This window comes from Micromonospora sp. NPDC005367, from assembly GCF_040606825.1.
In the GTDB taxonomy this organism is placed as follows: domain Bacteria; phylum Actinomycetota; class Actinomycetes; order Mycobacteriales; family Micromonosporaceae; genus Micromonospora.
Genome location: NZ_JBEXFP010000002.1, coordinates 244,967 through 257,780 on the forward strand (window position 1 = coordinate 244,967; position 12,814 = coordinate 257,780).

Below are 12,814 nucleotides of genomic sequence, written 5' to 3' on the forward strand. Positions count from 1 at the left end.
GTTGCCCCGAGCAGTTGTGAAGGAATATTTTCGAAGTATGTCTTTCACAACTGCTCGGTCGCGCTGGTCGGACGTCTGGCTCGTCACCGCCGCCCGAGGCATCTCCAGCTGCGGCGACTTCCTCGCCGCGAGTGCGCTCACCCTCACCCTGCAGAGCGCCGGGGCCGGCGGCCTGGCCGTCTCCGGCCTGCTGCTGGCCGCGACCCTGCCGCTGGTGGCGCTGGCCCCGCTGACCGGGCGGCTCGCCGACCGGGTGGACAGCCGCACGCTGCTGGTGGTCGTCGGTCTGGCGCAGGCAGGTATCTGCCTGGCGCTCGCGCACACCCCGCAACCGGCGCTGGTGATCCTCCTCGTCGGGCTCCTCGCCGCCGGTCTGGCGGTGACCCAACCGGTGCTCGCCGCCCTGGTGCCCGCGATGGTCCGGCCGACGGACCTGCCCCGCGCCAGCGCCCTGCAACAGTCGGCCGGCACGCTCGGCGTGCTCGCCGGCCCGGCTCTCGCCGGTGTGCTGGTCGGCGGGTTCGGGGTACGCCTCCCGTTGCTGATCGACGCGGCCAGCTACCTCGCTCTCGTGGGGGCCGGGCTCCTGATCCGTACCCGGCGGGGTGGCCGCAGGTCGGTGACGACGAGCGGGGTCGGCAGCGGCGGTACGGCGCCTGTCTGGCGGCTACGCCGCGATCCGCTGCTGCTCGCCACGGTCGTCGGTGTGGCTGGGGTGATCGGCGCGGTCGGTGCCATCAACGTCGTGGAGGTCTTCTTCATCCGCGAGACGCTGCACAGCACGACGACGATGTACGGGCTGGTGACCGGCTGCTGGACGCTGGGTGTCCTGGCCGGTGCGTGGATCTTCGCGCGGGTGGCCGGACGGCTCCGCGGCGACGCGGCACTCGCGGGCGGCAATCTCGCGCTGCTCGGTGGATGCTGCCTGGCGGTCCTGGCGTCGGCGGCCGTGCCGTCGGCGGCGCTGCTGGTGCCGATCTGGCTCGCCGGGGGGATCTGCAACGGAGGAGACAATGTCTTCGGCAACGTGCTGCTGGCCCGCCGCGTGCCCGAGGCGGCCCGCGGCCGCGCCTTCGCCGTGTACGTGGGCGCAGTGCAGGGTGCGTCGATGGTGGGCTACCTGGCGGGCGGGTTCCTGCTCGAACTGCTCGCCCCCCGGCCGTTGGTGGCCGCCGCCGGGGTCGCCGGCCTGATCGCGGTCGCGGTGCTGGCCGTACCTCTCGCCAAAGCGGCGCGGGCCGAGCGCGACGGTCGGGTCCCGGTCGGGGGCGGCGCGGAAGCGCCGGCCCCGGAGGAGCGGGCGGAGGCGGCACGCGTGCCGGATGCGGGGTTGGCCACTCCCACACCGGGCCGCTGAGCCGATGCCCGTGGGCGGGGATACGGTCAGGGCATGGCTGCTGATCGCATCGCCCGCCCTCGGGTCGGGCACATCCAGTTCCTCAACTGCCTCCCGATCTACTGGGGGCTGATGCGATCCGGAGCGCTGATCGACGTGGACCTGTACAAGGACACGCCGGACCGGCTCAACTCCGCGCTGGTCACCGGCGATCTGGACATCGGGCCGATCTCGCAACTCGAGTACCTGCGGCACGCCGACGAGTTGCTGCTCCTGCCGGGCCTGGCGGTCGGCAGCGACGGGCCGGTGCTCTCGGTCAACATCGTCTCCACCCGGCCGCTCGCCGAGCTGGACGGTGCCCGGGTCGCGCTCGGCTCGACCTCGCGGACCGGTGTGCTGCTCGCGCAACTGCTGCTCGGCGAGCGGTACGGAGTGCGCCCCGAGTACTTCCGCTGCCCGCCGGACCTGACGCAGATGCTGCTGGAGGCGGATGCCGCCGTGGTCATCGGTGACGTGGCGCTGCGCGCGCTCTACGAGGCGCCGAAGCTGGGTCTGGAGGTCACCGACCTGGGGCAGGCCTGGCGGGAGTGGACCGGACTGCCGATGGTCTTCGCGGTCTGGGCGGTATGCCGCGACTTCGCGGCGGCCCATCCCGGCCGGGTCAAGGAGGTGCACGAGGCGTTCCTGCGCTCCCGTGACCTCTCCCTGACGGAGCTGGACCAGGTCGCGGAGGCGGGCGCCCGCTGGGAGCCGTTCGACGCGGAGACCCTGGCCACGTACTTCCGGACCCTGGACTTCTCCCTCGGCGACCGGCAGGTCGCCGGCCTGCGCGAGTTCGCCCGGCGGGCCGCCGCCCTCGGCGAGGCGCCGGCACTGCCGGCGGACGGCCCCGCCTTCTTCGCCGGCTGACCACTCGCGTTCGGCGCGTCCTGCCGCCTCATCGACGAGAGACCGCCCTGGCCATCGCTGCGGCCAGGGCGGTCTCTCGTTCGTTCAGGATGGTCAGGTGGCGTCCCGGAGCAGGGCTTCGGTGATCTTCTGGCAGTTCTTCATGCCGTAGTCGTAGCCCATGTCGATCGGGTACTTGACCATCACGCCCATCGTCCAGGTGTCGCCGATGGCCAGGCAGTTGATGTGCATCTCCTGCTCCCTGGTCCGGTCGATCCACCCGTTCTTGATGGCGATCTGCTTTCGTTCCGCGGCCGGGAACGCCTTCCGGATTCCGAAGTCGCCCGTGCCGCGGACCTGGCGCATCTCGTTGATCAGCCAGTCGGTCCACTCGGGCCCCGCGGCCTTGCCCTCGGCGATGCAGTTACCGAGGCGGGCCACGTCCCGGGGGGAGAGGGCGGTACGGCTCCAGCCGCCGTCGGGAGCGACGCTGCTGTCCGTGAGGCCGCACATCGAGATCGCGCGCTTGATCGAGGCGGACCGTCCGACGCTGTTGTAGAACTGCTCGGCCCGGGTGTTGTCACTGTCCCGGATGATCATGGTGGCGTCGGCGAGTTTGGCGTCACTCGGCTTCTGCCCGTTCTCGTCGGCCCGGCGCAGGTAGTCGGCGACGACCCAGGACTTGATCAGCGAGGCGGTGGTGCTGGTCTCGTCCATGGTCTTCGAGCCGATGATCTCGCCGGTCCGCCGGTCCAGGACGGCCCATCCGTACCAGCCCTCGATGTCGAGGTCGAGGTCCTTGGCCTCGAACGGCAGCGGTGGCAGGGACGGGCTGTTGCTCGGCTCCGCCGAGGGCCGGTTGCTGCGGTCGCCGGGCACGTTGGTGGCCCGCGTATCTTCGCCGGCGCCCGCGCCCCAGGTCGCCGCGGCCTGGGACACGAACGGCGAGCCGGGCAGCAGGCGCAGCGATACGAGCACCAGGCCGATGAGGATCACTGCGACGGCGATCAGCCGCAGCGGGGATGCGTCCCGGTTGCGCCGGTTGCCGGCCATCAGAGCTTCCCGGCCGGCTGCTGCGGCACCTTGAGCACGGCGCCGGGCTGCGGGGTCACCAACTGGGTGGCCACGCTGGCACAGGCCTTGGCAGCGTAGGAGAGGCTGCGACTGGCCGGGTACCGCATCATCACCGCGAGACTCCACTTGTCCGTGACGGCGAGGCAGTTGACGTGCCAGTTGCTGTCGTACGCCAGCTGGGTCCAGCCGTTCTTGATGCTGACCGGTCCCTGTGCCTTGATCGACGCCGGTAGGCCGTCGATGATCCCCCACTTGCCGCCGCCGGACTCCTTCTTCTGCTCTTTCACGCTGCCGCGGACCTTGCTCATCTCGTCGAGCACCCACTTGGTCCACTTCGGGCCGGCCGCCTTGCCGTCGGCGATGCAGTCACCGAGCCGGACGGCGTCGCGCGGGGACATCCGGGTGAAGCTCCACCAGCCCTCGAACTTGGGCACGTTGCCGCGCCTGGTGTCGGTGAGGCCGCAGATGCTGATCGCCCGCTTGATCACCGGGCTCGGCTGGCCGTTCGGCAGCTTCTGGTACGAGCCGCCGGCGGCGTAGTAGACCTCGTTGGCGGCGTCGTCGTTGCTGTCCCGGATGGCGAGGCTGGCCGCCTTCAACATGTCGGCCGGAGGCTTCTTGTCGTCGAGCTGGCGCAGGTAGTCGCTGACGATCCAGGCTTTGATCATCGACTCGGTCGAGCTGGTCGAGGCCATGTTCTTCGACCCGGAGATCTTGCCGGTCTTCCGGTCCATGAGGGCCCACGAGAAGAACTCGCCGTCGAAGTCCACCGAGACCGGCCCGGCGGCCAGGGTCGGCGGTGGCGGTGGGGTGGGTGCGGGCGCCGCGACGCTGGCCCCGCCACCTCCACCGCTGCTGCCGCCGTCGCTGGAAAGGCGGGCGTAGGCGGTCGGAACGATCAAGGCGCTACCGAGGAGGACTGCCGCGACGGCGAGCACCATGGTCACGCGGGAACGCATGAGTGGGTGAGCTCCAGATGTAGGGGCCGGGGGGACCGGCTTTCTGTCAGGACGGCCCGGCTGATCGCCCAGGCCGGGGATGGTCCACAGCCCGTGGGGACGGCGATTGTCGCCAGCCGATCGGTGCGACGTCGGAAGTCTACGTCCGCAGCCGCGATATGCCAGCGCCTGGCACCTGGCAAGTTGCCGTGAAGGCGGGATATAGACCCGTTATGCGACTTACGGGATGGTTCATCTTTGTTCCGTAAGGCACGTTATCCGGACTGTCCTTAAAAGTTCCGTAAGGGAGGCGGGGATCGGCCGACGTTCCGATTCGGAAGATGTGCTCGGATTCCTATTACACCCCCTGGTGTATCCGGTCGTGAGCTGTAACACTTGTCGTCATGTATGGCAACGACTTCGGCGCCCCGGAGGAGGCATCCGGCGGCGGCCTGCTCGGTGAGGTCGAGGCGGCCGAGGCCGCCCTGCGCGAGGCGGCGGCCCGACAGCGGCGGGGCGCGCCCGCGTCCGACGACGACCTGGCGGGGTTCTTCGCCGAGGTCGTCGAGGCGGACCAGAAGATCGAGCCACGCGACTGGATGCCGGAGGCGTACCGCAAGACGCTCATCCGGCAGATCGCCCAGCACGCACACTCCGAGATCATCGGCATGCAGCCGGAAGGAAACTGGATCAGCCGGGCGCCGTCGCTCAAGCGCAAGGCGATCCTGCTCGCCAAGGTTCAGGACGAGGCCGGGCACGGGCTCTACCTCTATGCTGCCGCCGAGACCCTCGGGATCAGCCGCGACGAGCTGGTCGACCTGCTCCTGAACGGCCGGCAGAAGTACAGCTCGATCTTCAACTACCCCACCCTCACCTGGGCGGACGTCGGTGCCATCGGCTGGCTGGTCGACGGCGCCGCGATCGTCAACCAGGTGCCGCTGTGCCGGTGCTCCTACGGGCCGTACGCCCGCGCAATGATCCGCATCTGCAAGGAGGAGTCGTTCCACCAACGGCAGGGCTACGAGATCCTGCACACACTTTCCCACGGCACCGCCGAGCAGAAGGCGATGGCCCAGGACGCGCTGGACCGCTGGTGGTATCCGTCGCTGGCGATGTTCGGCCCACCTGACGGCGAGTCGACGCACTCCACGCAGTCGATGGCCTGGAAGATCAAGCGCTTCTCGAACGACGAGCTGCGCCAGCGCTTCGTCGACATGTGCGTGCAGCAGGCCGAGATCCTCGGCCTGACCATTCCCGACCCCGACCTGCGCTGGAACGACGAGCGGCAGGCGTACGACTACACCCAGCCCGACTACGACGAGCTGATGCGGGTCATCAAGGGCGACGGGCCGTGCAACCGGCAGCGGATGGCCCACCGCCGCCAGGCCCACGCCGACGGGGCCTGGGTACGCGAGGCCGCCACGGCGTACGCCGCCAAGCGGGCGGCGGAGAACAAGGAGAAGGTGGCAGCGTGACCGATCCGTCGCCTCTGTGGGAGGTCTTCGTCCGGGCGCGGCGCGGGTTGTCGCACACCCACGTCGGGAGTCTGCACGCCCCGGACGCGGAGCTGGCCCTGCGCAACGCCCGCGACCTCTACACCCGACGGCAGGAAGGTGTGTCGATCTGGGTGGTGCCGGCGAGCGCGATCACCGCGTCGAGCCCGGACGAGAAGGACGCCTTCTTCGACCCGGCGGCCGACAAGGTCTACCGCCACCCCACCTTCTACGAGGTGCCGGACGGCGTGGCGCACCTGTGAACGGCCCCTTCGAATTCACCCTCGGCCTCGGCGACGACGCGCTGATCGCCGCGCAGCGGCTCGCCGAGTGGACCACCCGCGCGCCGGAGATGGAAGAGGACATCGCGCTGGCGAACATCGCCCTCGACCAGCTCGGCGCGGCCCGGCTGCTGCTCACGTACGCGGGTGAGCTGGAGGGCGCCGGGCGGGACGAGGACGCGTTCGCCTACCTGCGCGACGACCGGGAGTTCCGCAACTGTCTCCTGGTCGAGCAGCCCAACGACGACTTCGCGGTCACCATGGCGAAGCTGCTCTTCCTGTCGGCGTACCAGCTGCCGCTCTACACCGCGCTCGCCGAGTGTGCCGACGAGCGGCTCGCCGCCATCGGGTCCAAGACGCGCAAGGAGTCGGCTTACCACCTCGATCACGCCTCGCTCTGGGTGAAGCGGCTCGGTGACGGCACCGAGGAGTCGCACCGCCGGATGCAGGCGGCGGTCGACCAGGTCTGGCCGTACGTGGCGGAACTCTTCGCCGCCGCCCCCGGCGCGCCGGTCGACCCGGCCACCCTGCGGGCGGAGTTCGACGCGACCGTGGCGGCGGTGCTGACCGAGGCCACGCTGACCCGGCCGGAGACCGGCTGGGCGCCGGCCGGCGGGCGGGACGGCGTGCACACCGAGCACCTGTCGTACCTGCTCGCCGAGATGCAGGTGCTGCACCGGGCCCACCCGGGGGCGACGTGGTGAACAGCCCCGCAGTCGTGAACGGAGGGCGGCGGCGGTGAATCCGAGGGAGGCCGCGGCGGCGGTGGTGGACCCGGAGATCCGGGTGCTCACCATCGACGAGCTGGGCATCCTGCGGTCGGTCGACGAGGACCCGGCGACCGGCCGGGTGATCGTCACCATCACCCCCACGTACACGGGCTGCCCGGCGATGGACGTGATCCGCGCCGACATCCGCCGCGCGCTGACCGCGGCCGGCCATCCGGACGCCGAGGTCCGCACCGTCCACGCCCCGGCGTGGAGCACCGACTGGATCTCCGAGTCCGGCCGGGCGAAGCTGGCCGCCGCCGGCATCGCGCCGCCGCAGCCGGCGCGCGCGCCCGGCGTCGTACCGCTGACCCTCTCGGTGCGCTGCCCCCGGTGCGGCTCGCCGAAGACCGAACAGCTCAGTCACTTCGGCTCCACCGCGTGCAAGGCGCTCTGGCGGTGCCGCTCCTGCTCCGAACCCTTCGACCACCTGAAGGCGCTGTGACAGTCACCATCACCCGGCCGGTCCGTCGCCGGCCCGTCTTCCACCCGCTCCCGGTCGCCGCCGTCGACCGGCTCACCGACGATGCCGTGGCGATCACCTTCGCCGTGCCCGAGGAGCTGCGGGAAACGTTCGCGTTCCGCGCCGGGCAGCACCTGACCGTCCGGCGTGCCGCCGAGGACGGCACCGACGTGCGCCGGTCGTACTCGATCTGCTCCACACCGGACGACCTGGTTCGGCACGGCCGGCTGCGGATCGGCGTGCGGGAGGTGCCCGATGGCGCCTTCTCCACCTTCGCCTGCGGAGTGCTGCGCGGCGGCGAGACCATCGACGTGCTGCCCCCGCTCGGCCACTTCACGTCCGCGTTCGACCCGGGCCGCGCCCGTCACTACGGCGCGATCGTGGCCGGCTCCGGCATCACCCCGGTGCTCGCGCTGGTCTCGACCGCGCTCGCCGTGGAGCCGGCCAGCACCTTCACCCTGGTGTACGGCAACCGGCGCACGAACACCGTGATGTTCGCCGAGGAACTGGCCGACCTGAAGGATCGATACCCCACCCGGCTGCACCTGGTGCACGTGCTCTCCCGGGAACAGGGCGAATCGCCGCTGCTCTCCGGGCGGATCGACGCCGACCGGATGGTCCGCCTGCTGGAGACGATCGTGCCGGGCGAGCGCATCGAGGAGTGGTTCCTCTGCGGCCCGTACGGCATGGTGGTCGACGTCCGGGAAACGCTCGCCGCGCGTGGCGTTGCGGAGTCGGCGGTGCACACGGAACTGTTCCACGTCGACGCCCCGCCGGAGCCGCCGCGCCGGCCCGTGGACGAGGCCGGGGCCGGGACGGAGGTGACGATCGTGCTGGACGGCCGATCGTCGAGCCTCACCATGCGTCGTGACGAGCGGGTGCTGGACGCGGCGTTGAAGGTTCGCGGCGAGCTGCCGTACGCCTGCAAGGGTGGGGTCTGCTCGACCTGCAAGGCGAAGGTGGTGGAGGGCGAGGTCGAGATGGCCCGCAACTATGCCCTGGAGCCTGACGAGATCCGCGCCGGCTACGTCCTGACCTGCCAGTCGAGTCCGGTCACCGACAAGCTCGTCGTCGACTACGACGCCTGACGGTGACCCCGAAGCGGGTTGTTGGTCACTGCGACGGGAGGGCGGCTGCAACCGCCAAGAGCAGTAGCACTTGGAAGTGGACCCGGCAGCCTTCCGGACGGTGGGTGGGCCGGGTTTCGCGCTTTACAGCTGATGTGATTCGATCACCGTCCGGTGGACGGCGGCCCTCCACCGGCCTCGTTTGGCCCAGCACCACGCGAGCACGTCAGGGATCGCGAGCAGGCACTCCTCGTGTGCCCGCAGATGGTCGTATCGCAGCGTGTCGGACAGCCCGGCTCTCTGAACCTCATCGAACAAGAGTCGGCGATCTGCCTTGAGTGTCGAGTCGTCTCGCTCAATGACCAGCCGAGCATCACCTTGCAGGCGGGCGCGAGGTTCGGCGTGAGCACCACGGCGACGGCGATGAGCAACCCCCGCTCCTTGGTCTCCTCCACGAACAACTGGGCGCTCACCATCCGCCTCCTTCCATCGGGTGCTGGTTGCCGATCGCCTACGCGTTGGCGATCTCGCGAATGCGTGCGAGCCGTTCTGCGGGGCTGAGCGCTGCCAGGTTTTCGGCCCCAATCCCGTCCAGCACGCCGCGCACGTCGCATTCGTCCGGCTGAAGAGCTGCGTCGATGACCCGCGCTCGTGACCCGCCGTCACGCTGGTAGATCCAGATGCCACTGGCGCGGCTCGGTATTCAATTCAGCGTTGAGCCGTTCGGGGGGAAAGAACCCTAGCCCCGCGGCTTTGAGCGTGTCTGCAATCTCGGCCAGTACCCAACGGCCAAGCTTCTTGTAACCGAGTTCGTCTCGCAGTTCGCCGGGGGTTGCCTCCGTGAGCCCGTCATCCTCTCGGCATCGAGCCGTGATGCTTAGTGCCGCCTGGTCGTCGCCCACTTGTGCCTCCGAGGGGTGAGCGGTGATAGACGTTTGTCCAAGTTGTCAACGACGTGAATACATCTTTCTTCTGATCTTGAAATTGTTTTTCTGACCAGTGGGTCGGGATGTGCGGCCCGGAACGCCCGTCCAGAGCGCTCTGCGCCGGTCGGCGTAGGCTCGGGGTGTGATGGTGAGGGAGATCGACGACATCCTGCAGCGCGGCGCGGACGGCGGGCGGATCACGCCCGAGGAGGCTCTGCTTCTCTACACCGACGCGCCCTTCCACGCCCTCGGCGAGGCAGCCGATGCGGTGCGCCGCCGGCGCTACCCGGACAACATCGTCACGTATCTGATCGACCGCAACATCAACTACACGAACGTCTGCGTGACGGCGTGCAAGTTCTGCGCCTTCTACCGGGCGCCGAAGCACAGCGAGGGCTGGACCCACTCGACCGAGGAGATCCTGCGTCGCTGCGGCGAGGCGGTCGATCTGGGCGCCACCCAGGTGATGCTCCAGGGCGGGCACCACCCGGAGTACGGCGTGGAGTACTACGAGGAGCTGTTCTCCGCGGTCAAGCAGGTGTATCCCCAGCTGGCGATTCACTCGATCGGTCCGAGCGAGATCCTGCACATGGCCAAGGTCTCCGCAGTGAGCCTGGACGAGGCGATCGCCCGGATCAAGGCGGCGGGGCTCGACTCGATTGCGGGCGCCGGAGCGGAGATGCTGCCCGATCGGCCGCGTAAGGCCATCGCCCCGCTGAAGGAGTCCGGCGAGCGCTGGCTGGAGGTCATGGAGCTGGCGCACCGGCAGGGCCTCGAGTCCACCGCGACGATGATGATGGGCACCGGCGAGACCAACGCGGAGCGGATCGAGCACCTGCGGATGATCCGCGACGTGCAGGACCGCACCGGCGGCTTCCGCGCGTTCATCCCGTGGACGTACCAGCCGGAGAACAACCATTTGAAGGGGCGCACCCAGGCGACCACGCTGGAGTACCTGCGCCTGATCGCGGTGGCCCGGCTCTTCTTCGAGACCGTGCCGCACCTGCAGGCGTCCTGGCTGACCACCGGCAAGGACGCCGGCCAGCTCGCGCTGCACATGGGAGTGGACGACCTCGGCTCGATCATGCTGGAGGAGAACGTCATCTCCTCGGCCGGGGCCCGGCACCGGTCCAACCTGCACGAGCTGATCTCGATGATCCGTACGGCCGGGCGGATCCCGGCTCAGCGGGACACGCTCTACCACCGGCTCGCCGTGCACTGGACCCCGGAGGACGACCCGACCGACGACCGGGTGGTCTCGCACTTCTCCTCGATCGCCCTCCCGGGTGGGGGTGTCGGGAAGTCCCTGCCGCTGGTCCAGGCCAACTGACCGGAGGAGCCCCGAGCGGCGCGGGCGGGATGGCTGACCATCTCGCCCGCACCGTTGATCCGACCCCGGACGGACGGATGAATTCGCACCTCCGGCGCTGGCGCGGCACATCGGCGTTCGATAATGTCCGCTCGGGTTCGTGAAGCCACTTCTTCTTCCTCATTCCCCCGGGGGACCGATGAAACCGTTCCACCGCTCCGCCTTGGCGCGCGCCGGTGCCGTGGCCCTGGTCGCGGCCGGCGGCCTGGCCGCCGTGGCCGCCCCGGCACACGCCGCCGATCAGGCGGAGCTGCACTTGATCCCGCTGAGCTACGACCTGGCCAAGGGCGTCAAGGAGGCCAAGGCCAAGCCGTTCAAGTTCCAGATCAACAACACGAGCGCGGTCGACGCGGAGAGCGTGACGGTCAAGGTCGAGACGGCGGGCCTGAGGCCGAAGAAGGTCGGTTTCCTGGTGCCGGACGGCTGCCAGCTGACGGGTACCGCCTTCACCTGCGTCCTCGGCGACCTGCGCGGCGGGACCGTCGAGGACTTCGGCATTCCGCTCTTCTCGAAGGGCGGGAAGGGTGACGCCGGTTCGTTGGAGGTGGAGGTCAGCGCGGCCAACGCCGACAACCAGGCGGATGACCGGAAGGTCGTGCACGACATCACCGTGACGAAGCCGGGCTACGACCTGACCTCGTGGGTGCAGGACGTGCAGGCCAACGTTGTGGTCAACGGCGCGGTCCAGGACGAGCCGGACCTCAAGCCGGTGCCACGCGGCGAGACCGTGCCGCTCGACTGGGCGATCTACAACGGCGGCAGCCGCAAGGCGACGGGCATCTCGTACGTGCTGACCCTGCCGGCGGGCGTGAGTTTCGCGCAGACGCCGGAGGGCTGCGTCGAGCAGGAGACCGTCGGCGGCAAGGCCCAGTTGCTCTGCGACGACCCCGGTGCGGTGCTCAGGCCGGGGGAGTACTACACCACCGACGTGCGGGTGAAGGTCGGTGACGACGTCACCGAGCCGGTGCTCAAGGATGGTGAGCTCTTCGCGATCAGCCTGGACGTGGCCGAGGGCCAGCCGGTCGAGCCGGCGCGGGTCGCCACCGCGCAGCAGCGCAAGGCCTTCACCGAGGTGGACCTCGGCGACAACCAGGCGCTCTTCGAGGCGTTCGTGGAGCTGTCGACGCAGCCCACGCCGTCCCCTTCGCCCAGCGTCACGCCGACCGGTGAGCCGACGGCGTCCCCGAGCCCGGCGACCACCACCCCGGCCCCGGGTGGTGGCGGTGGTGACGGCGGCCTGCCGGTGACCGGTGTGCAGGTCAGCCTGATCGGTGGCATCGGCGGGGCGATCCTGCTGGCCGGTGGCGCGCTGATGCTGATGTCCCGGCGGCGCCGGGTCGTGCTGGTGGCTCCGGGCGACGAGAAGTCGACCGATTGACGCGTACCGCTGAGAAGGGGTGGGGTGACGCACGTCACCTCGCCCCTTCGCGTACGTCGAACCCACCGGCGCTCCCGTGAAGGGCGGCTGGCAGAGTGGAGGGGTGAGTCGCACCCCCTACGGCCAGCGCGCCAGCCTGGACAAGCAGCCGCACGAGGTCGCCGCGATGTTCGACGGTGTGGCGGCACGTTACGACCTGACGAACACGGTCCTCTCCTTCGGACAGGACCGGTTCTGGCGGCGGGCCACCCGGGCCGCGCTCGGGCTGCGCCCCGGCGAGCGGGTGCTCGACGTGGGCGCCGGCACCGGGGTCTCGACCGAGGAACTGGCCCAGTCCGGGGCGTACGCGGTCGGCGCGGACCTCTCCCTCGGCATGCTGTACGCCGGCAAGCACAGCCGGCCCAATGTGCCGTTGCTGGCCGGGGACGCGCTGCGGCTGCCGTTCGCCGACGCGAGCTTCGACGCGGTGACCATCTCCTTCGCGTTGCGCAACGTCGCCGACGCCGATGCCGCGCTGCGTGAGCTGGCCCGGGTCACCAGGCCCGGTGGCCGGCTGGTGGTGTGCGAGTTCAGCACCCCGGTCAACCCGGCTTTCCGCACCGTCTACCTCTCCTACCTGATGCGCTCGCTGCCGGCGGTCGCCCGTACGGTCTCCAGCAACCCCGACGCGTACGTCTATCTCGCCGAGTCGATCCGGGTCTGGCCCGACCAGCCGGCGCTCGCCGCGCGGGTCGGCGCGGCCGGCTGGCAGAAGGTGGCCTGGCGGAATCTGACCGGCGGGGTCGTCGCTCTGCACCGGGCCGTCCGCGAGTAGTCGGAAGGCCGCAATCACCC

The 12,814-nt window shown here is 70.0% G+C and carries 13 protein-coding genes; 10 read left to right on the forward strand and 3 right to left on the reverse strand.

Annotated elements, in window-relative coordinates; all coding sequences use genetic code 11:
• Positions 1–37: 37 nt before the first annotated feature.
• Positions 38–1,357: an MFS transporter gene (locus ABZS42_RS02640; RefSeq protein WP_355141791.1), complete on the forward strand. Its 1,320-nt coding sequence runs from the start codon at positions 38–40 to the stop codon at positions 1,355–1,357.
• A 33-nt stretch (positions 1,358–1,390) separates the two neighbouring features.
• Complete coding sequence (locus tag ABZS42_RS02645; protein WP_355141793.1) at positions 1,391–2,245, forward strand: menaquinone biosynthesis protein; 855 nt, start codon at positions 1,391–1,393, stop codon at positions 2,243–2,245.
• A 93-nt stretch (positions 2,246–2,338) separates the two neighbouring features.
• On the opposite strand, the gene ABZS42_RS02650 is transcribed toward ABZS42_RS02645, so the two are convergent.
• Both ABZS42_RS02650 and ABZS42_RS02655 read right to left on the reverse strand, forming a co-directional pair.
• Complete coding sequence (locus tag ABZS42_RS02650; RefSeq protein ID WP_355141795.1) at positions 2,339–3,277, reverse strand: serine hydrolase; 939 nt, start codon at positions 3,275–3,277, stop codon at positions 2,339–2,341.
• A complete protein-coding gene (locus tag ABZS42_RS02655) occupies positions 3,277–4,257 on the reverse strand; it encodes a hypothetical protein (protein WP_355141797.1) in 981 nt (326 codons plus the stop codon). Before ABZS42_RS02655 ends, ABZS42_RS02650 begins: the two co-directional genes overlap by 1 nt.
• 383 nt (positions 4,258–4,640) lie before the next feature.
• Here ABZS42_RS02655 and paaA point away from each other — a divergent pair, with 383 nt between their 5' ends.
• Genes paaA through paaE form a run of 5 tightly spaced genes read left to right on the forward strand, consistent with a single transcriptional unit; the run spans position 4,641 to position 8,328 of the window.
• Complete coding sequence (gene paaA, locus ABZS42_RS02660) at positions 4,641–5,711, forward strand: 1,2-phenylacetyl-CoA epoxidase subunit PaaA (RefSeq protein WP_355141799.1); 1,071 nt, start codon at positions 4,641–4,643, stop codon at positions 5,709–5,711.
• Positions 5,708–5,992 (forward strand): 1,2-phenylacetyl-CoA epoxidase subunit PaaB, encoded by a 285-nt coding sequence (paaB, locus tag ABZS42_RS02665; protein WP_076469106.1) that lies wholly within the window; start codon positions 5,708–5,710, stop codon positions 5,990–5,992. Before paaA ends, paaB begins: the two co-directional genes overlap by 4 nt.
• Positions 5,989–6,714, forward strand: coding sequence for a 1,2-phenylacetyl-CoA epoxidase subunit PaaC (gene paaC, locus ABZS42_RS02670; protein ID WP_355141801.1), 726 nt, complete (start codon positions 5,989–5,991; stop codon positions 6,712–6,714). The genes paaB and paaC overlap by 4 nt, the downstream gene beginning before the upstream one ends.
• Positions 6,715–6,748: 34 nt before the next feature.
• Entirely contained in the window at positions 6,749–7,222 is a 474-nt protein-coding gene (gene paaD / locus ABZS42_RS02675) for a 1,2-phenylacetyl-CoA epoxidase subunit PaaD (RefSeq protein ID WP_355141803.1), read from the forward strand.
• A complete protein-coding gene (paaE, locus tag ABZS42_RS02680; protein WP_355141805.1) occupies positions 7,219–8,328 on the forward strand; it encodes a 1,2-phenylacetyl-CoA epoxidase subunit PaaE in 1,110 nt (369 codons plus the stop codon). Before paaD ends, paaE begins: the two co-directional genes overlap by 4 nt.
• 641 nt (positions 8,329–8,969) lie before the next feature.
• Here the strand turns inward: paaE and ABZS42_RS02685 are convergent.
• Positions 8,970–9,209, reverse strand: coding sequence for a hypothetical protein (locus tag ABZS42_RS02685; protein ID WP_355141807.1), 240 nt, complete (start codon positions 9,207–9,209; stop codon positions 8,970–8,972).
• Between the two features lie 169 nt (positions 9,210–9,378).
• Between ABZS42_RS02685 and mqnC the strand changes: the two genes are divergently transcribed.
• The 3 genes from mqnC (at position 9,379) to ABZS42_RS02700 (ending at position 12,794) form a co-directional block, all read left to right on the forward strand.
• Positions 9,379–10,563, forward strand: a complete 1,185-nt coding sequence (gene mqnC / locus ABZS42_RS02690) for a cyclic dehypoxanthinyl futalosine synthase (RefSeq protein ID WP_355141922.1) — start codon at positions 9,379–9,381, stop codon at positions 10,561–10,563.
• A gap of 178 nt (positions 10,564–10,741) precedes the next feature.
• Positions 10,742–11,980, forward strand: a complete 1,239-nt coding sequence (locus ABZS42_RS02695) for an LPXTG cell wall anchor domain-containing protein (RefSeq protein ID WP_355141809.1) — start codon at positions 10,742–10,744, stop codon at positions 11,978–11,980.
• A gap of 103 nt (positions 11,981–12,083) precedes the next feature.
• Positions 12,084–12,794, forward strand: a complete 711-nt coding sequence (locus ABZS42_RS02700) for a demethylmenaquinone methyltransferase (RefSeq protein ID WP_355141811.1) — start codon at positions 12,084–12,086, stop codon at positions 12,792–12,794.
• Positions 12,795–12,814 lie beyond the last annotated feature (20 nt).

Excerpts from the sequence above, each read along its gene's own strand:
- ABZS42_RS02640 (WP_355141791.1), top strand. The coding sequence starts at position 38 with ATGTCTTTCACAACTGCTCGGTCGCGCTGGTCGGACGTCTGGCTCGTC.
- ABZS42_RS02645 (WP_355141793.1), top strand. The coding sequence starts at position 1,391 with ATGGCTGCTGATCGCATCGCCCGCCCTCGGGTCGGGCACATCCAGTTC.
- ABZS42_RS02650 (WP_355141795.1), bottom strand. The coding sequence starts at position 3,277 with ATGGCCGGCAACCGGCGCAACCGGGACGCATCCCCGCTGCGGCTGATC.
- ABZS42_RS02655 (WP_355141797.1), bottom strand. The coding sequence starts at position 4,257 with ATGCGTTCCCGCGTGACCATGGTGCTCGCCGTCGCGGCAGTCCTCCTC.
- paaA (WP_355141799.1), top strand. The coding sequence starts at position 4,641 with ATGTATGGCAACGACTTCGGCGCCCCGGAGGAGGCATCCGGCGGCGGC.
- mqnC (WP_355141922.1), top strand. The coding sequence starts at position 9,379 with ATGGTGAGGGAGATCGACGACATCCTGCAGCGCGGCGCGGACGGCGGG.
- ABZS42_RS02695 (WP_355141809.1), top strand. The coding sequence starts at position 10,742 with ATGAAACCGTTCCACCGCTCCGCCTTGGCGCGCGCCGGTGCCGTGGCC.